The 26805-nt window shown below is 43.1% G+C and carries 22 protein-coding genes and 1 other annotated feature; of the genes, 21 read left to right on the forward strand and 1 reads right to left on the reverse strand.

Going from position 1 to position 26805, the window contains the following annotated elements:
- The first annotated feature begins 445 nt into the window (after window positions 1-445).
- The 15 genes from ACZ9AO_RS03920 to yihA all read left to right on the forward strand — a co-directional run bounded on the left by ACZ9AO_RS03920 (window position 446) and on the right by yihA (window position 19719).
- A complete protein-coding gene (locus tag ACZ9AO_RS03920; protein WP_063594337.1) occupies window positions 446-721 on the forward strand; it encodes a GNAT family N-acetyltransferase in 276 nt (91 codons plus the stop codon).
- Between the two features lie 147 nt (window positions 722-868).
- Entirely contained in the window at window positions 869-1381 is a 513-nt protein-coding gene (locus tag ACZ9AO_RS03925) for a M15 family metallopeptidase (protein ID WP_476108517.1), read from the forward strand.
- A 281-nt stretch (window positions 1382-1662) separates the two neighbouring features.
- Window positions 1663-1921, forward strand: a binding site (T-box leader).
- Window positions 1922-2038: 117 nt separating this feature from the next.
- Window positions 2039-3754 (forward strand): acetolactate synthase large subunit, encoded by a 1716-nt coding sequence (ilvB, locus tag ACZ9AO_RS03930; protein ID WP_048688868.1) that lies wholly within the window; start codon window positions 2039-2041, stop codon window positions 3752-3754.
- 3 nt (window positions 3755-3757) lie between these two features.
- Window positions 3758-4270, forward strand: a complete 513-nt coding sequence (gene ilvN, locus ACZ9AO_RS03935) for an acetolactate synthase small subunit (RefSeq protein WP_034308941.1) — start codon at window positions 3758-3760, stop codon at window positions 4268-4270.
- 56 nt (window positions 4271-4326) lie between these two features.
- Complete coding sequence (gene ilvC, locus ACZ9AO_RS03940) at window positions 4327-5355, forward strand: ketol-acid reductoisomerase (RefSeq protein ID WP_048688871.1); 1029 nt, start codon at window positions 4327-4329, stop codon at window positions 5353-5355.
- Complete coding sequence (locus ACZ9AO_RS03945) at window positions 5342-6877, forward strand: 2-isopropylmalate synthase (protein ID WP_048688874.1); 1536 nt, start codon at window positions 5342-5344, stop codon at window positions 6875-6877. The genes ilvC and ACZ9AO_RS03945 overlap by 14 nt, the downstream gene beginning before the upstream one ends.
- A gap of 15 nt (window positions 6878-6892) precedes the next feature.
- Window positions 6893-8005, forward strand: coding sequence for a 3-isopropylmalate dehydrogenase (leuB, locus tag ACZ9AO_RS03950; protein ID WP_476108518.1), 1113 nt, complete (start codon window positions 6893-6895; stop codon window positions 8003-8005).
- Window positions 8006-8076: 71 nt separating this feature from the next.
- Window positions 8077-9486, forward strand: coding sequence for a 3-isopropylmalate dehydratase large subunit (gene leuC, locus ACZ9AO_RS03955; protein ID WP_476108519.1), 1410 nt, complete (start codon window positions 8077-8079; stop codon window positions 9484-9486).
- Between the two features lie 28 nt (window positions 9487-9514).
- Entirely contained in the window at window positions 9515-10114 is a 600-nt protein-coding gene (gene leuD / locus ACZ9AO_RS03960; RefSeq protein WP_063594334.1) for a 3-isopropylmalate dehydratase small subunit, read from the forward strand.
- Window positions 10115-10279: 165 nt separating this feature from the next.
- Entirely contained in the window at window positions 10280-11314 is a 1035-nt protein-coding gene (locus ACZ9AO_RS03965) for a tetratricopeptide repeat protein (protein WP_251539748.1), read from the forward strand.
- A gap of 184 nt (window positions 11315-11498) precedes the next feature.
- Complete coding sequence (gene tig / locus ACZ9AO_RS03970) at window positions 11499-12791, forward strand: trigger factor (RefSeq protein WP_251539747.1); 1293 nt, start codon at window positions 11499-11501, stop codon at window positions 12789-12791.
- A gap of 430 nt (window positions 12792-13221) precedes the next feature.
- Window positions 13222-14490 (forward strand): ATP-dependent protease ATP-binding subunit ClpX, encoded by a 1269-nt coding sequence (clpX, locus tag ACZ9AO_RS03975; RefSeq protein WP_034308926.1) that lies wholly within the window; start codon window positions 13222-13224, stop codon window positions 14488-14490.
- A gap of 403 nt (window positions 14491-14893) precedes the next feature.
- Complete coding sequence (lonB, locus tag ACZ9AO_RS03980; RefSeq protein ID WP_048688888.1) at window positions 14894-16564, forward strand: ATP-dependent protease LonB; 1671 nt, start codon at window positions 14894-14896, stop codon at window positions 16562-16564.
- Window positions 16565-16819: 255 nt separating this feature from the next.
- Complete coding sequence (gene lon, locus ACZ9AO_RS03985) at window positions 16820-19141, forward strand: endopeptidase La (RefSeq protein ID WP_054400085.1); 2322 nt, start codon at window positions 16820-16822, stop codon at window positions 19139-19141.
- Complete coding sequence (gene yihA / locus ACZ9AO_RS03990) at window positions 19138-19719, forward strand: ribosome biogenesis GTP-binding protein YihA/YsxC (protein WP_034308918.1); 582 nt, start codon at window positions 19138-19140, stop codon at window positions 19717-19719. Before lon ends, yihA begins: the two co-directional genes overlap by 4 nt.
- 56 nt (window positions 19720-19775) lie before the next feature.
- On the opposite strand, the gene ACZ9AO_RS03995 is transcribed toward yihA, so the two are convergent.
- Window positions 19776-20258 carry a LiaI-LiaF-like domain-containing protein gene (locus ACZ9AO_RS03995; RefSeq protein ID WP_034308917.1) on the reverse strand — a complete coding sequence of 161 codons (483 nt, stop codon included), beginning with the start codon at window positions 20256-20258 and terminating at the stop codon, window positions 19776-19778.
- A gap of 253 nt (window positions 20259-20511) precedes the next feature.
- On the opposite strand from ACZ9AO_RS03995, the gene hemA reads away from it, so the two are divergent.
- From hemA to hemL, 6 genes are read left to right on the forward strand one after another with little or no spacing between them, the layout of a single operon-like run.
- A complete protein-coding gene (gene hemA, locus ACZ9AO_RS04000; RefSeq protein WP_063594332.1) occupies window positions 20512-21858 on the forward strand; it encodes a glutamyl-tRNA reductase in 1347 nt (448 codons plus the stop codon).
- Between the two features lie 10 nt (window positions 21859-21868).
- Entirely contained in the window at window positions 21869-22699 is an 831-nt protein-coding gene (locus ACZ9AO_RS04005) for a cytochrome C assembly family protein (RefSeq protein WP_048688893.1), read from the forward strand.
- Window positions 22700-22708: 9 nt separating this feature from the next.
- A complete protein-coding gene (gene hemC / locus ACZ9AO_RS04010; protein ID WP_476108520.1) occupies window positions 22709-23641 on the forward strand; it encodes a hydroxymethylbilane synthase in 933 nt (310 codons plus the stop codon).
- Window positions 23641-24438: a uroporphyrinogen-III synthase gene (locus ACZ9AO_RS04015; RefSeq protein ID WP_251539744.1), complete on the forward strand. Its 798-nt coding sequence runs from the start codon at window positions 23641-23643 to the stop codon at window positions 24436-24438. Before hemC ends, ACZ9AO_RS04015 begins: the two co-directional genes overlap by 1 nt.
- Entirely contained in the window at window positions 24435-25427 is a 993-nt protein-coding gene (gene hemB / locus ACZ9AO_RS04020; protein ID WP_048688903.1) for a porphobilinogen synthase, read from the forward strand. The genes ACZ9AO_RS04015 and hemB overlap by 4 nt, the downstream gene beginning before the upstream one ends.
- A 40-nt stretch (window positions 25428-25467) precedes the next feature.
- Window positions 25468-26757, forward strand: coding sequence for a glutamate-1-semialdehyde 2,1-aminomutase (gene hemL / locus ACZ9AO_RS04025; RefSeq protein ID WP_476108521.1), 1290 nt, complete (start codon window positions 25468-25470; stop codon window positions 26755-26757).
- Window positions 26758-26805 lie beyond the last annotated feature (48 nt).

The following is a 26805-nucleotide window of genomic DNA, read 5'->3' on the forward strand; positions in this document are numbered from 1 at the left end:
TCTCGCACCTTCCTCTACAATCAACTTCGTTATGAAAATCAGATATAAATCATACTAAAGGAGTTGAAGGTATTGCTACTTTAGGTCCGTTGGTTTCGTGAGCGTCATTTGATGCAAGATACGTTTTCCGAACCCCTTCTGTCGACAAACTGAAATAATTAAAACCTTTTTATCATTAACAACAATGTTGTGCACGTTAAACATGGTGAAATTTGAAACCGGAAGGGTATATAAGAAGTAAGGAAAAGATCGATCAAGTTTAGTCTTTTGCCTTCCTTTTAAAAATATAAACCATCATTTGTTTGTGAATAAACTTCACATGGGCAATGCTAACTTTATAACCCTTGAACGTACTTGCTTTATTCAATTTCATCACGTTTTAAATATTTGTTTAATTTCCTTTTTGTGAGATATGATAAAGAGGAATTAAAAGGAGGTCATCGTGATGGTGGATATCAAAAAAGGTGAAAGTTCTTTTTTTGTCGAAGAATCTGGTGAGAAACTAGCGGAAATTACATTCTTTAAATCAGGTGATGATGAGATCACGGTCGATCATACCGTTGTTTCTGACAAGCTTCGCGGGCAAAAGGTAGGAAACGCCCTTGTTGAAAAGGTCATAGGATTCGCAAGGGAGGAAAACCTGAAAATTGTTCCGGTATGTTCGTTCGTTCAAAAACAATTTGAAAAAAATGCAGAATACGAGGATGTATTGGCTAAATGAACCAGAGAGCTGACTTAGGGGATGATTACTATCACCTATGTTCAGCCCTTTTTCATTTTTCAGATAATCTTTACACCCCCAATAAAATAATGGTAAAGCCTTTCCTCCTGCAGTTATGTTCGCATTTAATATAGGGGAGGTGCTAGGATGGCCATCAAATTACAAACCCTATTGAATCGCGCAAAGGAAAATATGGGAAGCGGTATGAACCCGGTCGTGAACGAGACGATACTCGAAGTGGTGAAATTAGCTTATGAAGCGGGGATATTTGTTCAAATAACGGCTGGTTATCGAAGTTTCCGAGAACAAAATGAACTGTATGAACGAGGCAGAACGAATAAATCCAAGCCAATTGTGACTTATGCCAGAGGGGGGCAATCCTTGCATAACTATGGCCTTGCAGTCGATTTTGTCATCGTTAGTGATGACGGCAAGCGGGCATTGTGGACAGAGGGCGAAAAGTGGACAAGGGTGGGAGCCATAGCAAAATCCCTGGGATTTGTTTGGGGAGGGGATTTTGAATTGTTCCGTGATTTTCCGCACCTTGGAATGTCAGGCGGTTTATCAACGAGAGATCTTCAAAGGGGATGGCGGCCGAATCTTGTATCAAGAGTGGCGTCAGCAATCAGTGAAAATGAAGCTGAAAGGGAAAATGGATGATTCTTTTTTTAGGAATCAGATAATTAGTGACTGACATCATGTGGATGATGCGTGACAATAATCAATTAATGGGGATATCCTATGTTTTTAAAAATTAAAAATTGAAAAAACTTTTTTTGTAAAATGTGGCCATGATAGGTATGTAAGCGGATACAACAAATCTTTCAATTTAGAATTATCAAAAAATTTAAAAAAACCTGTTGACTACTACCTGAAATACACGTAAGATAATCACAAATACAAGACATCAAACATAAGCGTTTCGAAAAATATGAATAATGCGAAAAGCATTGAAGAGGATAAGTAGTCTTTTAAAAAGGCAGTCACAGAGAGCCGGGTAGCTGAGAGCCGGTATTGTCCCGAAAGATGAACTCACCTTGGAGTTTCAGCTTGAACGTCAGACTAGTAGAGCTGAACGGGTGCGTACCAGTACCCGTTACCAAAACAGAGAATAGTGTAGTCTATTCAAAGTGCGCATGGAGTCTCATGCGAAAAAGGGTGGTACCGTGGAGTGGCTCATCAAGCCTTTTCACCCCTTTAACTTGCCGAGTGCAAGTACATTTGGGGTGAAAAGGCTTTTTTTGTATGCTTAAAAAGCTGAAAATTCTGAATCTTGAGAAAACATTCAATCAGGAAAGCGAAGGAGGTTTTTACGAAATGACACAAAAGTCAGTTGTTGCTGATCGGAAAAGTGGTAAGACACATTATAGTGGTGCCGAATTTCTGCTGGAAGCATTGAAAAAGGAAAATGTTGATGTCATCTTTGGTTATCCAGGAGGTTCTGTATTGCCGATTTATGACAAGCTTTACAGTTCAGAACTTTTTCATATTTTGACAAGGCACGAACAAGGTGCGATTCATGCAGCGGAAGGATACGCCAGGATTACCGGCAAGCCGGGGGTGGTCATCGTCACATCCGGTCCAGGGGCAACGAACATCGTCACTGGTTTGGCCGATGCAATGATCGACTCTTTACCGCTAGTTGTAATTTCGGGTCAGGTAGCTACCAGTGTAATTGGCTCGGATGCTTTCCAGGAAGCGGATGTACTGGGGATTACTACCCCGATCACAAAACATAACTATCAGGTAAGAAAGCCGGAAGACCTTCCGCGCATTATAAAAGAAGCGTTTTATATCGCTTCCAGCGGCCGGCCTGGTCCAGTATTGATCGATATACCTAAGGACATGGCCATTTTGGAAGGTGTATCGACGGATGAGGAGCCAGAAATGAATCTCCCTGGCTATCAGCCGACGACCAAGCCGAATTACTTACAGATCAGAAAGCTTGTTGAAGCCGTAAGCGGGGCGAAAAGACCGGTCATTCTTGCAGGGGCAGGTGTCCTGCATGCAAAGGCCTCCCATCTATTAAAGGAATATGTCGAGCAGCAAGGCATTCCCGTCGTTCACACTTTATTGGGTCTTGGTGGCTTTCCGGCGGAACATCCACTCTTTATCGGAATGGGTGGTATGCATGGCTGCTATGCAGCGAACATGGCGTTAGCGAAATGTGATCTGTTAATCAATATCGGTGCAAGGTTCGATGATCGATTGACTGGGAATCTAGCGAAATTCGCACAGCACGCAACGGTTGCCCATATCGATATTGATCCAGCGGAAATCGGTAAAAATGTGCCGACAAAAATTCCAGTCGTCGGAAGTGCCAAAGAAGCACTCTCGGAATTGATTGCGCAAAATGGCAAGAAACCGGAAATTGATGAATGGACAACACAGCTTACTGCATGGAATGAAGAGTTCCCATTGCGTTATACCCATGAAGAAGGCGTATTGAAACCACAGCGGGTCATCCAGATGCTTCATGAAAAAACGAATGGCGATGCCATTGTTACGACGGATGTTGGACAGCATCAAATGTGGGCAGCACAATACTATCCATTTAACAAACCGAATTCATGGGTCACTTCCGGTGGATTGGGGACGATGGGCTTTGGCTTACCTTCGGCTCTCGGAGCGCAGCTGGCGAATCCGAAAGCGACGGTGCTTTCCATATCGGGGGATGGTGGATTCCAGATGTGCCTGCAGGAACTCTCGGTCATTGCCGAAATGAATCTGCCAATCAAAATCATCATCGTCAATAACGGTGCACTAGGGATGGTAAGACAGTGGCAGGAACTCTTTCATGATAACCGTTTCTCACACAGTATTTTTCAATCGCATCCGGATTTCGTGAAATTGGCCGATGCTTATGGAATTCCGGGATACAAGGTGACGACGGAGGAAGAAGCAAGCAACTGCCTGGATGTAGCGTTAAAGACTGATGGTCCAGTGTTGATTGATTTCCGCGTAAAACAAAACGAAAATGTCTTTCCGATGGTAGCACAAGGAAAAGGGCTAGATGAAATGGAAGGAGTTTAATCAATGAAGGGAATTCTTAGCCTCACCGTGAACAACCGGCCAGGCGTCCTTAATCGGATTACGAACCTGTTCACGAAAAGAAATTATAACATTGAAGGCATGACTGTCGGACCTTCCGAACAGGATGGCATTTCAAGGATGACCTTTGTGGTCGATGTCGATGACGAAACTGTCATTGAACAGATCACCAAGCAGCTGAATAAGCAGATCGATGTTTTGAAAGTATATGATATTACGAATCAATCGATTGTGGCGAGGGAACTTGCACTCATTAAAATATTGGTGACTACACAAACCCGAGCCGAGATTTATTCAGTCATCGAACCCTTCCGAGCTTCAGTTATTGATGTCAGTAAAGATAGCGTGACAGTCCAAATCACAGGGGAATCGGATAAAATCGAAGCCTTCATTGAACTGATCAAGCCGTATGGCATCAAGGAATTGGCAAGGACAGGGACTGCCGCCATCCCGCGTGGAATGCAAATTGCACACGCTAAGAGTGCGACAATCGTATAAAACAAAAAACAAAAAACAAAAACAAAAACAATGATGAAAAGGGAGATGTAATTATTATGGCAAAAGTATATTATAACGCAGAAGCAAACGAGAATTTCTTCAACAATAAAAAGGTAGCGGTCATCGGATATGGTTCACAAGGACACGCACACGCTCAAAACCTACGTGACAGCGGTGTAGATGTAATCATCGGAATCAGAAAAGGTAAATCCTTCGATAAAGCGGTGGAAGACGGCTTTAATGTTTACACAGTGAAGGAAGCAGCTGAACAGGCAGACGTGATCATGAACCTATTACCGGATGAAACTCAGCCGAAAGTATACCAAGAAGAAATCAAACCGGTATTGCGTGCAGGTCAAGCGTTAATGTTCGCACACGGATTCAACGTCCATTTCAATCAAATCGTTCCTCCGGCAGACGTAGATGTTTTATTAGTTGCTCCAAAAGGTCCGGGACATCTTGTTCGCCGTACATATGAACAAGGTGCAGGGGTGCCGGCATTGTTCGCCATCTATCAAAATGTTACGGGTGAAGCAAGAGAATTGGCACTTGCATACGCTCGGGGAATCGGTTCTTTAAGAGCTGGCGGTTTGGAAACCACTTTCCAGGAAGAAACGGAAACGGATCTATTTGGAGAGCAAGCTGTACTTTGCGGCGGATTGACTGCCCTTGTGAAAGCTGGATTCGAAACCTTGACAGAAGCTGGATATCAACCGGAAGTAGCATATTTCGAATGTTTGCATGAACTTAAGTTAATCATCGACCTTATGTATGAAGGCGGTATGGAAAACATGCGCTATTCCATCTCTGACACAGCTCAATGGGGAGATTTCGTTTCTGGACCACGCGTTGTGACGGAAACTACGAAAGAGGCAATGAAAGCGATCTTGAAAGACATCCAAGACGGTGAGTTCGCTAAAGGATGGATCTTGGAAAACCAAGCGAATCGTCCAGTCTTCAATGCGATCAATAATCGTGAAAACCAACATCAAATCGAAGTGGTTGGCCGTGAATTAAGAAAAATGATGCCATTCGTAAAACCTCAACAAAAAGAGAAAGAAGTGGTAGCCGTTGCGAAAAATTAATATATTTGAAACCACACTTCGTGATGGGGAGCAATCCGCCGGTGTAAATTTGAATTTTACCGAAAAACTTGAAATTGCTTATCAGCTTGAAAGATTGGGTGTTGATATAATCGAAGCCGGTTTTCCGGCAGCATCCAAAGGGGATTTCAACTCCGTACAGGAAATCGCGCGCAAAATCAAAAACAGCTCTGTCACAGGGCTGGCGCGTGCTGTAAAAGGAGATATCGATGCAGCTTGGGATTCATTAAGGGGCGGCGCAGAACCAAGATTGCATACGTTCATCGCCACTTCGCCCATTCATCGTGAATATAAGTTGAAAATGTCTAAGCAGCAAGTGATTGAAAGGTCGGTTGAAATGGTTAAGTACGGAGCAGCGCGTTTTCCGATCGTACAATGGTCTGCAGAAGATGCAAGCCGTACGGAACTTGACTATTTGGCTGAAATCGTTGAAGCGGTCATTCAGGCTGGTGCCAAGGTCATTAACATCCCTGATACAGTAGGATATGCAGCTCCAATCGAATATGGCAACATTTTCAGATACCTTCGTGAGCATGTTCCTTCTATTGATAAAGTTAGTTTATCCGCACACTGCCATGACGATCTTGGAATGGCGACGGCCAATTCATTGGCGGCCATCGAAGGCGGGGCTACGCAAGTCGAAGGCACAATCAACGGAATTGGTGAACGTGCCGGAAACGTGGCACTTGAAGAAGTGGCCATGGCACTCTACATCCGTAAAGATTTCTATCAAGCGGAAACGGGTCTTGTATTGAATGAAATTAAAAGGACCAGTGATTTGGTCAGCCGCCTTACGGGAATGCAAGTTCCTGCTAATAAAGCCATTATTGGTGCCAATGCTTACGCACATGAATCAGGCATTCACCAGGATGGCGTGTTAAAAGAAAAAACGACATATGAAATCATATCACCTGAACTAGTCGGGGTTTCGTCCAATTCACTCGTTTTAGGAAAGCATTCAGGACGCCATGCTTTCAAAGAAAGATTACAAGAGTTGAATTTTACGGTAACGGATGAGGAAATGAACTCATTATTCGTCCAGTTCAAGGAATTGGCCGATAATAAAAAGACCATGACGGATGAAGATATCGTTGCGCTGGTGCTTGAAGAGAAAGCGACGGATATCAGTTTCTATGACATGATTTCCTTACAGATTTCACATGGCACCCATCAAACGGCGACTGCGACGGTCACACTGAAAAAAGGCGATAATGAAGAGATTCAGGAAGCGGCTACAGGTGCAGGAAGTGTAGAAGCCCTATATAACACGCTTGAAAGATGTTTGGGCAAAGAGATCAACTTGCTGGACTATCGAATTCAATCGGTAGGCGGCGGAATGGATGCCCTTGCTCAGGTTTTTGTGAAAATTGATTATAACGGTGTGGAAACAAGCGGCAGGGGTCTTGATCAGGACGTCTTGGAAGCATCCGCCAAAGCGTATTTGAACGCTGTGAACCGTGTGATCATCATGAAGGAACTGGAAGAAAAAGCAGTATTACAATAGGAAGGGGAGATTTCGATGAAAAGGAATATTGCGGTGCTTCAAGGAGATGGCATCGGGAAAGAAGTAACAAGAGGCGCTGTAGAAATCCTCGAAGCCGTTGCCCAAAGATATGGACACGATTTTGAATTTCAATATGGTGAGATTGGCGGAGGGGCCATCGATAGCACAGGTTCACCCCTGCCGGATGAAACAGTCGAGATTTGTAAAAACAGCGATGCGGTATTATTAGGGGCCGTTGGAGGACCTAAGTGGGATGACCAGCCTGCGCACCTAAGACCGGAACGAGGTTTGTTGAAAATCCGAAAAGATTTGAATCTTTATGCTAACATCCGTCCAATCAGCTATTATTCCAGTTTGTCGGAATCTTCTCCTCTTAAGAAGGAATTCATTGAAGATGTGGATTTCGTGATTGTCAGGGAACTAACTGGCGGCCTTTATTTCGGAAAGCCAAGTGAGCGCGTTGAAATAGAAGGGAAAGAGGCGGTCGTCGATACACTTTTCTATCAGAAAAGCGAAATGAAACGCATCATCGAACTTGCTTTTTCATTAGCATCGGAGCGTAAGAAAAAAGTAACATCCGTGGATAAAGCGAATGTTCTTGAATCCAGCAGGATGTGGCGTGAGACGGCTGAAGAAATTGCCAAGGACTATCCGGATGTAACCCTTGAGCATATGCTTGTTGATAATGCAGCCATGCAATTGATCAAAAACCCGAAACAATTTGATATTATCGTGACGGAGAATATGTTCGGTGATATTTTAAGCGATGAAGCGTCGGTATTGACTGGCTCGCTTGGAATGCTTCCTTCCGCCTCCATATCAACAAATGGTCCTAATCTATATGAACCGATTCATGGCTCTGCCCCGGACATCGCAGGCAAAAACCTGGCTAATCCGATTGGGACGATTTTATCGGCTGCTTCCATGCTGCGTCTATCCTTTGGTTTGGAAGATGAGGCGAAAGCAGTTGAGCAGGCGGTGGAAACGGTCCTTGAATATGGCTTGAGAACAGGCGATATCGCAAATGGCCAACCGACTATTACGTCTACCTCAGAGATGATTGCAGAAATAAAAGCAAATCTTTTAGACCAGGAAGCCATTTCCAACATCATGGGAGCTTACGCATAAACTTCTTTCACGGCCTAACATTAGGCCGTGTTTTTTAAAAAAAATACAAGATTGATCGAGGTGGGATAGTGATGGGTAAGTCGATAATAGAGAAAATATGGGATCGCCATATTGTAAATGAAGAGGAGAATAAACCGGATTTGATTTATATAGACCTTCAATATATTCATGAAGTGACCTCTCCTCAAGCATTCGAAGGATTGAGATTAAAAGGACGCAAAGTCAGGAGACCCGATCGTACTTTCGCGACAATGGATCATAATGTGCCAACCGTTAATCGCTATTTCATCGAGGATGATATTGCAAGGAAACAACTAGAGGCGCTTGAGCAAAACTGTAAAGAGTTCGGTATCCGACTTGCTGATTTAGACAGTCCGGATCAAGGTATCGTTCACGTTATCGGGCCGGAATTAGGGCTTACACAGCCAGGGATGACGATTGTCTGCGGAGACAGTCATACTTCCACACATGGGGCGTTTGGCTCGATTGCGTTTGGAATCGGTACGAGTGAGGTCGAGCATGTTTTGGCCACACAAACCCTATGGCAAACAAAACCCAAAACATTGAAGCTTGAGGTTAATGGCAAGCTTGGTCATGGCGTGATGGCGAAAGATGTCATTTTATATGTGATTTCTAAATTCGGCGTCGATTTCGGTACGGGGCATATCATTGAGTATTGCGGGGAAGTTTTCTGGGATATGTCAATGGAAGAAAGAATGACGGTCTGCAATATGTCTATCGAAGGCGGGGCAAGAGCAGGGCTGGTAGCTCCTGATGAAACAACGTTCTCTTATTTGAAAGGTCGTAAATATTTGCCGAAAGGCGAAGAGTTCGAGCAATGTGTTCAGGACTGGAAGTCACTTTCCAGTGATGAGGATGCTGTTTATGACCAAGAAATCATTCTTGATGGCAGCCTGATTTCACCAATGGTCAGCTGGGGGACAAATCCTGGAATGGCTAGTGGCGTGGACGGAAAAGTACCTACTTTCGCAGAAGATATCATGGATCCTAAGGAACTGAATCGAGCCATTGAGTATATGGGCCTTGAGGAAGGGATGCCGATCACGGAAATTCCCGTACAACATGTATTCATAGGATCGTGTACCAATTCACGCATTGAGGACTTACGGCAAGCCGCAGAAATGATTGATGGCCAAACTGTTCATAAAGGGGTTCGGGCGATGGTCGTTCCTGGTTCACAAAGCGTCAAAAGGCAGGCGGAAGATGAAGGGTTGGATGAGATTTTCAAATCTGCAGGCTTTGAATGGCGCGAATCGGGCTGCAGCATGTGCCTGAGCATGAACCCTGACGTGGTTCCGGCCGGCGAGCATTGTGCCTCCACAAGCAATCGGAACTTCGAAGGCAGGCAAGGAGCTGGAGCAAGAACACACCTGGTTAGTCCGGCTATGGCTGCCGCGGCCGCCATTCATGGGAAATTTGTCGATATTAGGAATTTGAATAGAACTGAACAAGTCCAATAAGAATACGAATTAACCGGAGGTGCAGAAAATGGAACCCATTACTATATATAAAGGAAGAGCGGCGGCACTTGACCGTAAAAACGTGGATACGGACCAAATCATTCCAAAGCAATTTTTAAAAAGGATTGAGCGAAGCGGATTTGGCGAATTTTTATTCTATAACTGGCGTTTTGATGAAACTGGGAAGAAACGTCCAGATTTTGAGTTGAATCAGCCCCATAATCAAAACACGTCCATATTAATAGCAGGTGAAAATTTTGGCTGCGGATCGTCCCGTGAGCATGCCCCTTGGTCTTTGAAAGACTACGGGTTCGATATCATCATCGCTCCGTCTTATGCTGATATCTTTAAAAGTAATTGCATGAAAAATGGCATGGTCCCCATCGCTTTGACCCAGGCTGAAGTTAACTATTTAATGGAGAGAGTGTCGGCACCTGATTATGAGTTGACGATCGACCTTCCCAATCAGACATTGAAAGATGGTCAAGGGTTTGAAACGAGCTTTGAAATTCATCCATATTGGAAGGAAATGCTCGTCAAAGGCTGGGATGAAATTTCGATAACGCTTCAATATGATAAAGAGATTTCTGCCTATGAATCTCAAAAAAAGGCTGTATCGAGTATATAATAGAAAAAGGTCATTTCCCGTTCTCCTTTCTTATTTGAAAGGAAGCGGGATTTTTTTATCGCGGAAAGAAGGTAAGTCGTGCATCCGTCCATATAAATTTTTGTGTTTCCAGCTATTACATGCTAAACTGTTTCTCAAAAAGCGAACGGTGAGGCGGAAAATAGGATGGATGATGAGAACAACCAAAAGAAGGCCGGAGAAACAAAGATTATCGCCTTTCCAAATCTCGGTGAGAGGCTGATAGTAAAAGGACTGGATGAGCTTGGTAACAGGAACTTTAAAGCGGCTGCACAGCTTTTCAGCCAAGCCAGGGAGTATGAGCCCGAAAATGATGAAGTTTGCATGGGACTGGTGGTCTCACTAGTTGAACTTGAGTATTACCAGGAGTCAAAAGAGTTGTGTATAGAGATGCTGAATAAAGGCATTGGCGACTATTTTCAACTGATCAATATTTATTTGATGGTACTGCTGCAATTAGGCGAGCACCAGGAAATGGTCACGACGATCGAACTGCTATTTGAAGAAAACCAAATTCCCTTTGATAAAGAGGAACATTTCGAAAAGATGCTCCAGTTCAGTAAAAGGGCCCTTGAGGATAAAAAAGAAGAGAAAGAAAGCCAAAATCAACAGCTTTCAGAGGAAATGCAGGAGGATGAACTTTTTGAAGGGAAAACGGATAATGAAATGCTTATGGTCATTTCAAAACTCACGAATATCAATATTCGACCATTTATCCCTCAAATCGAAGAATTTCTACAAAATGATGAGGGGCATCCTTTCTTCAAAACGATGCTCCTTAACATCCTTATCGACCAGGAATATAACGAGGAAATGACGGTGAGGAAATTCAATCAATCGAAGTCGGTCATCCCAAGGGAATTGAAAAGTTTGAAGGAGACGGACTTCTATAAGAAGGTAACCGGACTGGCCGAAGAGGAAATCAGTCAGGATAATCCGAGCTTATATGAAATGGTCCATAGTTTGATTGAACGTCATTCTTTTTTATTGTTTCCTTTTGAACCAGGACCTGAAAGCTTGCCTGCATGGGCAGCTGCCTACCATGCCTTGGCGGAAGAGTACATGACCGGGGAAGTTTCCGTGAGGGACTTAGCGGACCTTTACCAGGCAGATGAGGAAAGCGTTGCGGATATTCTTTCCTATATAAAAGAAATTGAAGAAATTTCTTATCCTATTATTTAAGCTATTGCTGTTGTAACAGATTAATCCTGTGGTATAATGTAGTGGTTGTAATGTATAATTCGTCTAATTTTGACGATTTCCCCATTATTTTGGGGGTATATTTGAAGGATGACTTGTTAACACTTGCAAAGCATAATCATCCAATGCTTATTATTGAAGTATATAGATTTTTGGAGGGAAACACATGTCTGTAAAATGGGAAAAACAAGAAGGTAATCAAGGCGTACTAACAATTGAAGTTGACGCTGCAAAAGTAAACGAAGGTTTAGACGCAGCTTTCAAAAAAGTAGTGAAACAAGTAAATGTACCTGGCTTCCGTAAAGGTAAAATGCCACGTCAAATGTTCGAAAAAAAATTCGGCGTAGAATCTCTTTACCAAGATGCGCTTGATATCATTCTTCCAGATGCTTATGCAAATGCTGTCGAAGAAGCTGGAATTCAGCCTGTAGATCGTCCAGAAATCGACATCGAGAAAATGGAAAAAGGCGAAAACCTGATCTTCACTGCAACTGTAACAGTTAAGCCTGAAGTTAAATTGGGAGATTACAAAGGTGTTGAAGTTGAAAAATTCAATACTGAAGTAACTGACGAAGATGTTGAAAACGAATTGAAAACTTTACAAGAGCGTCAAGCTGAACTTGTCGTTAAAGAAGAAGGACAAGTTGCTGAAGGCGATACGGTTGTACTTGACTTTGAAGGATTCGTTGATGGTGAAGCATTCGAAGGCGGAGCTTCAGAAAACCATTCATTGGAAATCGGTTCAAACTCTTTCATCCCAGGATTCGAAGAGCAACTTGTCGGTCTTGAAACTGGCGCTGAAAAAGATATCGAAGTTTCATTCCCTGAAGAATACCATGCTGCTGAACTTGCAGGTAAACCAGCAGTATTCAAAGTGAAAATTCACGAAATCAAAACAAAACAACTTCCTGAGTTGGATGATGAGTTCGCGAAAGATGTCGACGACGAAGTGGAAACTTTGGCTGAACTTAAAGAAAAAACAAAGCATAAATTAGAGCATGACAAAAAACATGAAGAAGAAAACTTCATTCAAAACACTGTAATTGGTAAAGCTGTTGAAGGTGCAGAAATCGACGTTCCTGAAGCGATGATTTCAAACGAAGTTGACCGCATGATGAATGAGTTCTCTCAACGCATCCAATCTCAAGGTCTTAATTTGGAACTTTACTACCAATTCTCAGGTCAAGACGAAGAAGCTTTAAAAGCGCAAATGAAAGAAGAAGCTGAAGGACAAGTTCGTACGAGCCTGACTCTTGAAGCAATCGCAGAAGTTGAAAAACTTGAAGCGACTGACGAAGATGTAGAAGCTGAACTTGCACAAATGGCTACTATGTACAATATGGAAGTTGACGCGATCAAACAAGCTCTTGGAAACTTAGAAGGAATCAAAGGTGATCTTAAAATTAAGAAAGCAATTGACTTCTTGGTAGAAAACAGTAAAACAGTTGACGCAAAATAATTTTTATAAATAAGTAGATTTAAATATTTCCTTTAAAAAAACAAGGCGCGAGTAATCGTGCCTTGTTTTATACATATTGAGAATTAGTGTAAATTTAAAATATCGGTTATTTCCTGATTGATTTTTTTTGGATTTCGGTGTAGATTAGTTCTAATACCGCATATACATATTTATACAGCAAATCCTGCTTTTAAAAATCCAAAGTTTTGGGCATGCTGGTAAAGGGCAAATACATATTGATTGATTATTGTACTTATTTAACAACTCGGACCGTGAGCATTTTTGTTACTAAACTTCCAAGAACATGATAAAATGCAAAACATACTAGGGATTTTGGAATGTTTAAGCAGATGTGTACCTAGTTTTTTTATTTACGATTAGGTACCGCTATGTAATAGAGTTGGAAGAGTATTTAAAGGGGTGAACGTACATGTTTAAATTTAATGATGAAAAAGGACAGTTAAAATGTTCTTTTTGCGGTAAAACACAAGAACAAGTCCGTAAACTGGTTGCTGGTCCAGGTGTCTATATTTGTGACGAGTGTATAGAACTTTGTACGGAGATTGTCGAAGAAGAGCTGGGAACTGATGAAGAAGTAGAATTCAGAGATGTTCCTAAACCTATGGAAATCCGTGAAATTCTTGACGAATATGTGATTGGACAAGAACAGGCAAAGAAATCTTTGGCTGTAGCTGTTTATAACCATTATAAACGTATCAATTCCAATAGCAAAGTCGACGATGTTGAGCTTTCTAAAAGTAACATCGCCCTAATCGGACCGACGGGAAGCGGGAAAACCCTTCTTGCGCAAACATTGGCACGTTTACTGAATGTTCCTTTTGCCATTGCTGATGCCACTTCCTTGACGGAAGCTGGATATGTTGGGGAAGATGTTGAAAACATCCTTCTCAAATTAATCCAAGCAGCTGATTATGATGTGGAAAAAGCGGAAAAAGGCATCATTTATATTGATGAAATCGATAAAGTTGCCCGTAAATCGGAAAATCCTTCTATTACACGTGACGTGTCTGGTGAAGGTGTGCAACAAGCTTTATTGAAAATTCTTGAAGGAACGGTTGCAAGCGTTCCGCCTCAAGGTGGACGTAAACATCCACATCAGGAATTCATCCAAATCGATACGACCAATATTTTGTTCATCTGCGGCGGTGCCTTTGATGGCATCGAACCGATCATCAAACGCCGTCTTGGTCAAAAAGTCATTGGCTTTGGCTCTGACGTGAAAAAGGATGATATTGCAGAAAAAGAATTGCTTTCCAAAGTCCTTCCTGAAGACTTGCTTCGTTTCGGATTAATTCCGGAATTCATCGGACGTCTTCCGGTAATTGCGACTCTTGAGCAATTGGATGAAGCGGCTTTGATTGAAATCCTTACACAGCCAAAAAATGCCCTTGTTAAACAATATCAAAAATTACTTGAGCTTGACGATGTTGAATTGGAATTCGAACAGGAAGCGCTAAGTGAAATTGCTAAAAAGGCAATTGAACGCAAAACTGGTGCACGTGGTCTGCGCTCCATCATCGAAGGCATCATTCTTGAAGTGATGTTCGATCTGCCTTCACGTGATGATGTTGCAAAATGTGTAATCACAGGCAGCACGATTTCGAAAAATGAATCTCCAAAGCTCGTCCTTAAAGACGGCACAACCATCAAAGGACAAGAAAAGAAAACATCTGCTTGATTTATAAGGAAAAGAAAGGCTGCCAGTTAATTCTGGCAGTCTTTTTGTTTATAGACCAAAGTTGATTGTAACGGAAGGTACGAGACACCTGCGGGAATACGCGTACAAGGGAGACCCTGCAGGCGCAGAGCGCCGAGGGCGGACCGCCCGCGGAAGCGAGTGCCTGTAGTGGAAATCAACGTTAAAACCTCAAAAAAGTAGGGTAAAACCAGTTAATTTCGAGTTGTTTACAGTCTGAGACTGCCAGTTCATCCTGGCAGTCTTTTTCTTTTCCTTTTTTTCAAATTGTTGTTGTACAGGATAAAAACGCCAATTTTTCAACACGAATTTCTTGGATAATTTCGCCCTTCCAAAGGAGATACTAACAGAAATGACAAACTAGGAGAGTGCAGGAGGGAATACGATGAATTGGACAGGATTGGCGTTGTTTATCCAGCTGTTTTTTGGGATTATTATTGGATTGTATTTTTTGAACTTATTGAAAGGCCAGCGGACACAAAAAGTTTCCATTGACCGTGATTCACGTAAGGAGATGGACCAATTACGGAAGATGAGATCGATTTCGTTAACAGAACCATTGGCGGAAAAAGTTAGACCAAGCACATTTAATGAAATCATCGGTCAAGAAGATGGAATTAAATCTTTAAAAGCTGCTTTATGTGGGCCGAATCCCCAGCATGTGATAATTTACGGTCCTCCTGGGGTAGGGAAAACGGCAGCTGCCAGACTTGTTTTGGAAGAGGCGAAGAAAAATGGCAAGTCCCCTTTTAAGAATTCGGCCGTTTTTGTTGAATTGGACGCCACCACAGCTAGGTTCGATGAACGAGGGATTGCCGATCCGCTCATCGGTTCTGTGCACGATCCAATCTACCAAGGAGCCGGGGCAATGGGACAGGCAGGCATTCCGCAGCCAAAGCAGGGTGCAGTCAGCAATGCACATGGAGGCGTACTGTTCATAGATGAAATAGGGGAGCTGCATCCCATACAGATGAATAAACTGTTAAAGGTATTGGAGGATCGTAAGGTCTTTCTGGAAAGTGCCTATTATCAAGAGGAAAATCAAAATATTCCCACTCACATCCATGATATTTTTAAAAATGGACTGCCCGCTGACTTTCGGTTGATTGGAGCTACTACAAGAACACCAAATGAAATCGCGCCGGCGATACGTTCAAGATGCATAGAAGTGTTTTTCCGTGAACTGGACCGGGAAGAAATAATCGCCGTGGCCAAGAATGCCTCAGATAAAGTGGGGATCACCATCAGTGAAAAAGGCTTGCAATCGATTTCGGATTATGCCCGAAATGGCAGGGAAGCTGTCAACATGATTCAGACTCTTGCAGGAATATCAATTAATGAAAACAGGACCTTCATCAGGGAAGAAGATATAGATTGGATGGCCCATAGCAGCCAGCTGACCCAAAGAATGGACAGGAAAATAGAAGCGAATTCCAAAATAGGCCTTGTCAATGGTCTTGCAGTCTATGGTCCAAACAGCGGGGCATTGCTGGAAATTGAGGTTACGGTCATGGCTGCCTCTGATGAAAAAGGTTCGATAAACATCACCGGTATCGTTGAGGAAGAAAGTATCGGCGGCGGGAGTGGCAAATCGGTTCGACGCAAGAGCATGGCGAAAGGTTCGATTGAAAATGTCATTACGGTTTTACGTTCGATGGGGGTGCCTGCCGATCAATTCGATATCCATGTGAACTTTCCGGGCGGAAGTCCAGTGGATGGCCCTTCTGCAGGAATTGCAATGGCCACAGGCATATACTCGGCCATATATAAAATCCCTGTTGACCATACTATGGCGATGACTGGGGAAATAAGCATTCATGGTGGCGTTAAACCGATTGGCGGTGTCATTCCTAAAATCAAGGCGGCTAAACTTGCCGGGGCAAAAAAGGTAATCATCCCAGCCGAAAACATGCAGCCGCTTCTATCTGAAATCAAGGATATAGAAATCATTCCTGTTTCGAATGTGAAAGAAGTGCTGGATCAGGCACTGAAAAAAGAATTGATGTCGGAACAAATCCTCACAACCTTGGACCTATCAAAAAAAGAAAGTGTATAAAGGATATGCCCCGGCTAAAAATAGTACCGGGGCATTTTAAGGACCATATTGGCGTTCACGGCCACCCTGCCGTAAAAAATAAACACGCATTCAGGCGTGCTTTTTTATCTAATATTGGAGATAATAATAGCAGTCGAAACGTGTTAAGGTAAACGAATAGACACTTCTATATAAATAGGATAGAATTGTTAAAAGGTTGAGAACATGGGTAAATAGTTTACAACGACGATACTAAATAGATGGAGGTGTCAGGAAATGACTGATAAAGAAATCATCGTCCCCCTCCTGCCGCTTAGAGGACTGCTTGTATATCCAACAATGGTACTTCATTTAGATGTAGGCCGAGATAAATCGGTACAAGCCCTTGAGAAAGCAATGGTGGAAGACCATCTTATATTTTTGACGACACAACAAGATGTTTCGTTGGACGAACCAGGTGAAGAAGATTTATTTACAATGGGAACTTTAACAAAGGTAAAACAGATGTTGAAGCTTCCGAATGGTACAATCCGGGTGTTGGTGGAAGGGTTGAACCGCGCAGAAGTCATGGAATTTTACGATTATGAGACACATTATGGTGCCAAGATTAAAATATATGAAGACAGTGATGAAAAGGATGCTGAACATCAAGCATTAATGCGCACACTACTGGATTATTTTGAACAATACATAAAAATGTCCAAGAAAATAACCGGTGAAACGTTTTCGTCCACTTCGGATATTGAAGAGCCTGGGCGATTAGCGGATATAATCGCTTCCCATTTGCCTTTGAAATTGAAGGAGAAGCAAGAAGTGCTTGAGACCATTGATATGAAAGAGCGTCTTAGCCGTGTAATCGAGATCATTAATAACGAGAAAGAAGTTCTTTTTCTCGAGAAAAAGATCGGCCAGCGTGTTAAACGTTCGATGGAACGGACTCAAAAGGAATATTATTTACGAGAGCAAATGAAAGCGATCCAAAAGGAATTGGGCGATAAAGAAGGAAAAACAGGGGAAATTGAAGTCCTGAACGAAAAGATAGAAGAAGCGGATATGCCTGAGCATATCAAAGAAACGGCATTAAAGGAATTGGACCGTTATGAAAAAGTTCCTTCGAGCTCAGCCGAAAGTTCTGTCATCCGCAACTATATCGAATGGCTGATCTCTCTTCCTTGGACCAAAGCGACCAAAGATGACTTGAATATTCATAAAGCCGAAAAAATCCTGAACCGGGATCACCATGGTTTGGAAAAGGTGAAGGAGCGTGTGCTTGAATATTTGGCCGTGCAGCAATTGACCAAATCATTGAAGGGACCGATCCTTTGCTTGGTGGGACCGCCAGGAGTCGGGAAAACGAGCTTGGCTAAATCGATCGCTTCATCCCTGAATAGGAATTTCGTCCGTATATCTTTAGGTGGGGTGCGCGATGAATCAGAAATCCGCGGACATCGCCGCACATATGTAGGGGCAATGCCGGGACGGATCATTCAAGGCATGAAAAAAGCTGGTACGATCAATCCGGTCTTTTTACTGGACGAAGTGGATAAGATGTCCAATGACTTTAGGGGAGATCCATCTGCAGCGATGCTTGAGGTGCTCGATCCAGAGCAAAATCATAATTTCAGTGATCATTATATTGAAGAAACCTATGATCTTTCCAAAGTCATGTTCGTCGCAACGGCAAATAATTTGGGATCGATCCCTGGTCCGCTTCGTGATCGTATGGAAATCATTTCGATTGCAGGTTATACTGAGATAGAGAAACTTCATATAGCCAAGGATCACTTGCTGCCTAGACAGCTTGAAAACCATGGTTTATTGAAGACACAATTGCAAGTCCGTGAGGAAGCTCTTACAAAAATCATCCGTTACTATACTCGGGAAGCCGGTGTTCGGAGTCTGGAACGACAGCTTGCAGGCATCTGTCGGAAGACTGCAAAAATCATCGTGTCCGGAGATAAAAAGCGGGTCGTCATTGCTGAAAAGAATGTCGAGGAGTTTTTAGGGAAAACCATGTTCCATTATGGACAGGCGGAGGTCGAGAACCAAGTCGGTGTAGCAAATGGTTTAGCATACACGTCGGTAGGTGGCGATACGCTGCAAATCGAGGTTTCCTTATCACCAGGTAAAGGGAAGCTGATCCTGACAGGAAAGCTTGGCGATGTAATGAAAGAGTCAGCCCAGGCTGCTTTCAGTTTTGTCCGTTCAAAAACCGAGAAACTTCAGATTGATGCGAACTTCCATGAAAAATATGATATTCATATTCATGTCCCCGAAGGTGCGGTTCCAAAAGATGGCCCTTCTGCAGGCATCACGATTGCAACAGCGTTAATATCGGCCCTTACAAATAGGCCGATCAGAAAAGAGGTAGGCATGACAGGCGAAATTACATTACGCGGACGGGTTCTTCCGATCGGCGGGCTTAAAGAAAAATCTTTAGCGGCCCATCGCGCAGGACTTACGAAAATCATCATCCCGCAAAATAACGAAAAGGATATTGATGATATCCCGGAAAGTGTCCGTAAAGCATTAACATTTGTTCCAGTTTCACACGTCGATGAAGTCCTTGAGCATGCATTGGTAGGTGTGAACGAATGAAAGTAACAAGTTCAGATATTGTCATCAGTGCTGTGAAGCCTGAACAATATCCCAATACTCCAATACCGGAATTTGCCTTGGCAGGCCGTTCCAACGTTGGGAAGTCCAGTTTCATCAACAAAATGATCAATCGAAAAAACTTGGCGCGCACATCCTCTAAACCGGGTAAGACGCAGACCTTGAATTTTTATATCATAAATGAAGCACTCCATTTTGTGGATGTACCGGGTTATGGTTATGCAAAGGTATCCAAGACGGAGCGTGATGCTTGGGGGAAGATGATCGAAACGTACTTCACTTCCCGTGACCAGCTCCGCGCTGCGCTTCTGATCGTCGATTTGCGTCATCCGCCGACAAAGGATGATATCGCAATGTATGAATTCCTGAAGCATTATGACCTGCCCCGGATCGTCATTGCCACCAAAGCGGATAAAATTCCAAAAGGCAAATGGCAGAAACACTTGAAAATCACGCGCCAAACGTTAAATATGGAAAAAGAAGATGAATTGCTTCTATTCTCTGGTGAAACAGGTGAAGGTAAGGAACAAGCATGGGGCGTCCTTAAGAAATATATGTAAAAGAAAAGGGTATTCCGCATCTGGAATACCCTTTTTCATTATGGAATCGAAAATCGTCACTTTTTTCGAACCAAAAAATAAATGCCGATCGCCATCAAGGCAAAGGGCCAAAACCTTTCGATGTTCGCGGTGGTTGTTTCAACAATCCCGAAAGACGTTGTGATTTTATCATAGAATAAGAATGTGATCGAGACGATGAATATGACCATTCCGTGAAACATTCCAGAATTTGTTTTACGTGCCCGGAGAATAAAACCCAGTGAGATGATTAAAATAAAGATACCTATATCATCCGGCCAAATCTCCAGGTTCTCGGCGATGTGGAAGTGAGCCCCGAACCCAAGTAAGATGACGCCTGGCAGGATGGACTCATATTCATTACCGCTATATGCCTGAATCAGGAAGGCGGCACCGACAATACATAATAAAGTGGGCCAGCTAAAAAAGCCCGGAAAGATTTCGATTTGGGAATGTTCAAGAAAAAAATAGAGCCCGAAACCGATTAAAACGATTCCTGGGAAAATACGATGCGTTTTCATTTTATCCTCCTATGCAATTCGATTACTTGAAGTTTTTTGCCATTTTTGATATGGTACTTTTGTACACAATGTCGAAATATGTATGTAACTTTACAAATCCCGCTTAGACACCTTTTGTAGCATTGAGGCGTTTTGGCTGTCTTTTCATGGTAGCATACGTTTTCATAAACTGTTCATATTATTTGCGTGAATCCATTTTAGTACATGGTATAATTAATTTACATGAAAAATTTTGGGGGTGCAAAACAAAAGGATGCATATTCTAGCGGTTGGTATAAATTACAAAACTGCCCCTGTAGAAATTCGGGAAAAACTATCGTTTAACGAAGCCGAACTTGCCGAGGCAATGAAAGCTCTTAAAAATAAAAAAAGCATCTTGGAAAATATTATTATTTCAACATGTAACAGGACGGAAATCTATGCGGTCGGGGACCAGCTTCATACAAGCAGGTATTATATCAAGGAATTTCTTTCGGAATGGTTTAACATCGATAAAGAAGAATTTTCTAAATATCTGTTCATTTATGAAGGCGATGGGGCTGTCGAGCATTTATTTTCAGTTACCTGCGGCTTGAATTCCATGATACTGGGAGAAACTCAGATTTTGGGACAAGTACGTTCAAGCTATTTGTTAGGGCAGAAGGAAGATACGATCGGTACCGTTTTTAACCATCTCTTCAAGCAAGCCCTTACATTAGCTAAAAAAGCTCATTCGGAAACCGAAATCAATACCAATGCCGTTTCCGTCAGCTATGCGGCAGTCGAGCTTGCAAAAAAAATCTTCGGAGGCCTGAACGGCAAGAATGTCTTGATTCTTGGGGCCGGTAAGATGGGTGAGCTGGCCATTCAAAATCTGCATAGCAATGGCGCCGACAGCATTACGGTCATTAACCGCACCTTTCAGAAAGCGGTCGACCTGGCTGAGAGATTCAATGGTACGGCCAAACAGCTGCAAGAGCTTCAATGCGCTTTAGTGGATACCGATATCCTGATTACTTCCACTGGTGCAAAAGATCTTCTTGTAACAAAAGAAATGATGTCATTCGTCAATAAGCTTCGTAAGGGCCGTCCTATTTTCATGGTCGATATCGCAGTGCCGCGTGACCTCGATCCAACATTGGCCGAGCTGGAAAATGTCTTCTTGTATGACATTGACGATCTGGAAGGGATCGTGCAAGCCAATATCGAAGAACGTAAAAAAGCTGCCGAGAAAATAGAAATGATGATCGAATCAGAAATCGTGGATTTCAACCAGTGGATTAATTTACTTGGTGTGGTTCCCGTCATTTCCTCTTTACGGGAAAAATCCCTATCGATACAAAGGGAAACGATGGAAAGCATCGAAAGAAAGCTTCCGCATTTGAGCGAACGTGACAAAAAAGTCCTGAACAAGCATACGAAAAGCATCATCAACCAAATGCTGAAGGATCCGATACTTTATGCAAAAGAACTGGCAGATGAGCCGAATGCAAAAGAGCAATTAAATAATTTCGTGAAAATCTTCCATTTAGAGGAATTGATTGAAGACCAGCTGGTTGCGGATGAAAAAGAACGGAACAGCTCCAAGTCATCCCTATTGAATCCAGTTCCTGTCCAGTAATGAGGTAGATATGGAATTACTAATGACAAGATTGCATGAAGCCACTGTTTTGCTGTATGCCATCAGTATGCTTTTATATTTTATTGATTTCCTTAATAATAACCAGAAGGCGAACAGGGTCGCCTTCTGGTTGCTTTCTATTGTTTGGGTGCTGCAAACAATTTTTTTGTTTCTGTATGTGTTGAAAACGGGAAGGTTCCCGGTATTGACGATTTTTGAAGGCCTATATTTTTATGCATGGGTCCTCATATCGCTATCCTTGATCATTAACCGATTGCTAAGAGTCGATTTTACGGTCTTTTTTACGAATGTATTAGGTTTCATGGTTATGGCCATCCATACCTTTGCACCTGTTCAGATAGAATCTCAAGTGCTTGCACAGCGCCTGGTTTCAGAGCTATTGCTCATACATATCACTTTTGCGATCCTATCATATGGGGCATTCACGCTTTCTTTCGTTTTTTCACTTCTATACTTAATTCAATATGATTTATTAAAACGGAAGAAGTGGGGAAAACGCCTGCTTCGACTTGGCGATTTAACAAAGCTCGAGCATATGTCCTATGTCCTCGCAGTTATAGGTGTTCCATTATTAGTGGTCTCCCTCATCCTGGGGATTCAATGGGCTTATATAAAAGTCCCTGGGGTATCCTGGCTGGACATGAAGATCATCGGCTCATTTATTTTGCTTATTGCTTACAGTGTGTTTTTATACTTGAAAATTCGGAAACAAATGTATGGAAGGACGCTAGCCTTTCTGAATATTGGATCTTTCATGATTGTGTTAATTAACTTTTTCCTTTTCGGAAGCCTTTCAACATTCCACTTTTGGAATACATAGGAGGAAACTATGAGAAAAATAATTGTCGGATCAAGACGTAGTAAATTAGCGATCACCCAAACGAACTGGGTTATCGATCAACTTAAAGGACTTGGGGTCCCATACGAGTTCGAAGTGAAGGAAATTGTCACAAAGGGTGACCAAATCCTTGATGTAACACTTTCCAAGGTCGGCGGAAAGGGCTTATTCGTTAAAGAAATCGAACAAGCGATGCTGGATAAAGAAATTGATATGGCCGTACATAGTATGAAGGATATGCCGGCAGTGCTGCCTCCAGGTTTGACGATTGGCTGCATACCACCGAGGGAGGACCATCGGGATGCTTTGATATCTAAGAACCATGAAACCCTTTCCGAACTGAAGCCCGGTTCCATCATAGGTACTAGCAGCTTGCGGCGTGGCGCGCAAATTTTGGCTAGAAGGCCGGACCTTGAAATCAAATGGATTCGCGGAAATATCGATACCCGTCTGAATAAGCTGAAAAGTGAAGATTATGATGCTATCATTTTAGCGGCAGCCGGACTATCAAGAATGGGTTGGGAGCAGGACATCGTAACGCAATTTTTAGATGAAGATATTTGCATTCCGGCAGTGGGACAAGGAGCTCTTTCCATTGAATGCCGTGAAGACGACAAAGAACTGCTGGCGGAACTTGCGAAGTTGACATGTGAAAAAACGAAAAGAACGGTTGAAGCGGAACGTGCCTTTTTGGATAAAATGGAAGGCGGATGCCAGGTGCCGATTGCCGGTTTTGCGGTGGCAAAAGATAATGGGTCCGTTTCCTTGACGGCTTTGGTCGCTGCTCCGGATGGAAAGGTGATATATAAAGAAATGGTTGAAGGTGCTGATCCAGAGGCGGTTGGGCATGCTGCTGCCAAACAGATTAGCGAAATGGGCGGTAAAGAATTGATCGATCGCGTTAAAGAAGAGCTTGATCAGTAATGAACCCAGTTCAACCTCTTAAGGATTATCAGGTATTGATCACCAGAGGGAAAGGACAGGCAGATGGTTTAAAAGAGTCGATCGAAAAAAATGGCGGAACGCCGCTTCTTGTGCCATTGCTTGAGTTCACTCTTCCAGATCATATGGAAGATGTGCAACAGCGGTTTGAAGAGTTGCTTACATATGACTGGATCATTCTGACCAGTCAAAATGGGGTGGATTTCTTCTTTAAGCTTCTTGGAAACCAGCCTTTGAAGCTTCCGAAAATAGCCGTAATCGGCTCCAAAACAGAAGCGGCCCTGAAACGGCATGGTTATAGGGCGGATTTCGTTCCAGCTCAGTTTGTTGCCGAAGGGTTCGTGGCGGAGTTCAATACCCTGCTTGATCCGGGTGCCCGCGTGTTGCTGGCAAAAGGAAATCTCGCAAGGGCGGTTATAGCGGAGGCGATCAATGAAGCTGGAGCAATCTGTGATGAAGTGATTATTTATCATACAGTGCTTCCTCGAAGCAGTGAAAAAAAGCTGGTTCAGCTTATAAAGAACCATGAAATCGACATCATGACCTTTACGAGTTCATCGACGGTCAATCATTTTTTACAGATCATGAAAAGCCATGAATTGGATACATACATAGACCGGATCATCATCGCCTGCATCGGGCCGATTGCCGCTAAAACGGCTGAAAAACATGGGCTATCCGTCGATGTCTGTCCAGATGTTTATACGACGGATGCCATGGTTGCGGAGATAATACGCTTTATCTTGAAAAGAAATAAAAAGGGAGGAACTTTCAAATGAAAAACATTCCATTCAATCGCCACCGTCGCTTGCGTGCAAGTGCTGGCATGAGGGCTTTAGTTCGTGAAACACAATTGCATAAAGAGGATTTAATTTATCCGATCTTCGTCATCGACGGAAAAAATGTGAAAAATGAAATCAACTCCATGCCAGGTATCTATCAGCTATCCATGGATAATCTGGGGGCCGAAATGGATGAAGTCGTGAGTCTGGGCATTAAATCAGTCATTTTATTCGGTGTCCCTTTTGATCATGATAAAGACGAACAGGGAACAGGGGCATTTCATCACAACGGACTTGTGCAAGAGGCCACCCGCTTTATTAAAAAACAATATCCTGAAGTTATTGTCATAGCGGACACCTGCCTTTGCGAGTATACAAGCCATGGCCATTGCGGGGTCGTTGAAGGGGAAAAAATCCTTAATGACGCTTCTCTTGACCTGCTTGCCAAAACGGCAATCAGCCAGGCTGAGGCCGGCGCAGATATCATTGCGCCTTCCAATATGATGGACGGTTTCGTTGCGGCCATCCGTGCAGGTCTGGATGAAGCGGGTTATGAAGATATTCCGATCATGTCCTATGCGGTGAAATATGCTTCGGCTTTTTACGGCCCATTCCGTGATGCTGCGAATGGTGCGCCACAATTTGGCGACAGGAAAACTTACCAAATGGATCCCGCCAATCGCCTTGAAGCGTTTCGTGAAGCTGAATCCGATGTTGCTGAAGGTGCGGACTTCCTAATCGTGAAACCAGCCCTTTCCTACATGGACATCATCAGGGACGTTAAGAATAACTTTAATCTTCCGATCGTTTCCTATAATGTCAGCGGTGAATATTCAATGGTCAAAGCTGCTGCCCAAAACGGCTGGATTGATGAAAAAGCGATAGTGATGGAAATGCTGACAGGCTTGAAACGCGCAGGTTCCGACTTGATCATTACGTATTTTTCAAAAGAGGTAGCACGCTGGATAAACGAAGATAATCAATGATAAAAAAATATAACCTGTAATGGAAAAAGGGGATTGAATCATGCGGTCATATGAAAAATCGAAAAAAGCGTTTGCCGAAGCAAAAAATTTGATGCCAGGCGGCGTGAACAGCCCGGTACGTGCCTTCAAATCTGTGGACATGGATCCCATTTTCATGGAGCGTGGAAAAGGCTCGAAAATGTATGATATCGATGGAAATGAATATATCGACTATGTTCTTTCATGGGGACCGCTCATCCTGGGTCACACGAATGACCGTGTCGTGGAATCATTGAAAAAAGTAGCGGAGTCAGGTACAAGCTTTGGAACCTCTACACTGATTGAGAATGAACTGGCCAAGTTGGTCATGGAACGGGTGCCTTCGATTGAAATGATCCGGATGGTATCATCAGGAACCGAAGCGACGATGAGTGCGCTAAGGCTGGCACGAGGCATAACAGGCCGTGATAAAATCCTGAAATTCGAAGGTTCCTATCATGGCCATGGCGATTCATTGCTGATCAAAGCGGGTTCCGGCGTTGCAACATTAGGTTTACCGGATAGCCCTGGTGTACCGGAAGGCATTGCAAAAAATACGATTACCGTAGCATATAATGATCTTGCTGCAACCAAATATGCGTTTGAACAATTTGGCGAAGACATCGCCTGTATCATCGTAGAACCTGTTGCAGGGAACATGGGCGTGGTTCCGCCACAACCTGGTTTCCTCGAAGGCTTACGTGAAGTGACGACCCAATACGGAGCTCTATTGATCCTTGACGAAGTCATGACAGGGTTCCGTGTCGGCTATAATTGTGCACAAGGCTATTTTGGCATCGTACCTGACCTGACTTGCCTTGGGAAAGTAATTGGCGGCGGCTTGCCTGTCGGAGCATTCGGAGGCAAGCGCGAATTCATGGAACAAATTGCCCCGAGTGGGACAATCTATCAAGCGGGAACATTGTCTGGTAACCCTCTTGCCATGACGGCCGGCCTTGAAACGCTGAGCCAATTGACTCCAGAATCTTATGATGAGTTCACCCGAAAAGGGGATATGCTCGAAAAAGGAATTGGAGCGGCAGCGGATAAGTACGGTGTTCCCCATACATTCAACCGTGCCGGCTCCATGATTGGACTTTTCTTTACTAATGAAGATGTCATAAACTATGATACAGCGAAAACATCCGATTTAGAGTTCTTTGCTTCCTACTTTAGGGAAATGGCGAATCAAGGCATCTACTTGCCGCCGTCACAGTTTGAAGGGTTATTCCTTTCCACTGCACATAGTGATGAAGATATCGAAAAAACCATTGCAGCGGCAGAACAGGCTTTTGCCAAATTAAAAAAATGATTCAAGGCTTCATGAGCTACCGCGATATTCGATAATGATAAATTTGAA

It is taken from the genome of Peribacillus sp. TE19612, assembly GCF_056279465.1.

Bases quoted from the DNA above. Each gene is read 5' to 3' on its own strand.
- ACZ9AO_RS03920 (WP_063594337.1), top strand. From the start codon at position 446: ATGGTGGATATCAAAAAAGGTGAAAGTTCTTTTTTTGTCGAAGAATCT.
- leuB (WP_476108518.1), top strand. From the start codon at position 6,893: ATGAAAAGGAATATTGCGGTGCTTCAAGGAGATGGCATCGGGAAAGAA.
- hemB (WP_048688903.1), top strand. From the start codon at position 24,435: ATGAAAAACATTCCATTCAATCGCCACCGTCGCTTGCGTGCAAGTGCT.
- clpX (WP_034308926.1), top strand. From the start codon at position 13,222: ATGTTTAAATTTAATGATGAAAAAGGACAGTTAAAATGTTCTTTTTGC.
- ACZ9AO_RS03965 (WP_251539748.1), top strand. From the start codon at position 10,280: ATGGATGATGAGAACAACCAAAAGAAGGCCGGAGAAACAAAGATTATC.
- ilvB (WP_048688868.1), top strand. From the start codon at position 2,039: ATGACACAAAAGTCAGTTGTTGCTGATCGGAAAAGTGGTAAGACACAT.
- hemL (WP_476108521.1), top strand. From the start codon at position 25,468: ATGCGGTCATATGAAAAATCGAAAAAAGCGTTTGCCGAAGCAAAAAAT.
- leuC (WP_476108519.1), top strand. From the start codon at position 8,077: ATGGGTAAGTCGATAATAGAGAAAATATGGGATCGCCATATTGTAAAT.
- ACZ9AO_RS04005 (WP_048688893.1), top strand. From the start codon at position 21,869: ATGGAATTACTAATGACAAGATTGCATGAAGCCACTGTTTTGCTGTAT.
- ilvN (WP_034308941.1), top strand. From the start codon at position 3,758: ATGAAGGGAATTCTTAGCCTCACCGTGAACAACCGGCCAGGCGTCCTT.
- lonB (WP_048688888.1), top strand. From the start codon at position 14,894: ATGAATTGGACAGGATTGGCGTTGTTTATCCAGCTGTTTTTTGGGATT.
- yihA (WP_034308918.1), top strand. From the start codon at position 19,138: ATGAAAGTAACAAGTTCAGATATTGTCATCAGTGCTGTGAAGCCTGAA.
- lon (WP_054400085.1), top strand. From the start codon at position 16,820: ATGACTGATAAAGAAATCATCGTCCCCCTCCTGCCGCTTAGAGGACTG.
- hemA (WP_063594332.1), top strand. From the start codon at position 20,512: ATGCATATTCTAGCGGTTGGTATAAATTACAAAACTGCCCCTGTAGAA.
- ACZ9AO_RS04015 (WP_251539744.1), top strand. From the start codon at position 23,641: ATGAACCCAGTTCAACCTCTTAAGGATTATCAGGTATTGATCACCAGA.
- tig (WP_251539747.1), top strand. From the start codon at position 11,499: ATGTCTGTAAAATGGGAAAAACAAGAAGGTAATCAAGGCGTACTAACA.
- ACZ9AO_RS03925 (WP_476108517.1), top strand. From the start codon at position 869: ATGGCCATCAAATTACAAACCCTATTGAATCGCGCAAAGGAAAATATG.
- ACZ9AO_RS03995 (WP_034308917.1), bottom strand. From the start codon at position 20,258: ATGAAAACGCATCGTATTTTCCCAGGAATCGTTTTAATCGGTTTCGGG.
- leuD (WP_063594334.1), top strand. From the start codon at position 9,515: ATGGAACCCATTACTATATATAAAGGAAGAGCGGCGGCACTTGACCGT.
- ilvC (WP_048688871.1), top strand. From the start codon at position 4,327: ATGGCAAAAGTATATTATAACGCAGAAGCAAACGAGAATTTCTTCAAC.
- hemC (WP_476108520.1), top strand. From the start codon at position 22,709: ATGAGAAAAATAATTGTCGGATCAAGACGTAGTAAATTAGCGATCACC.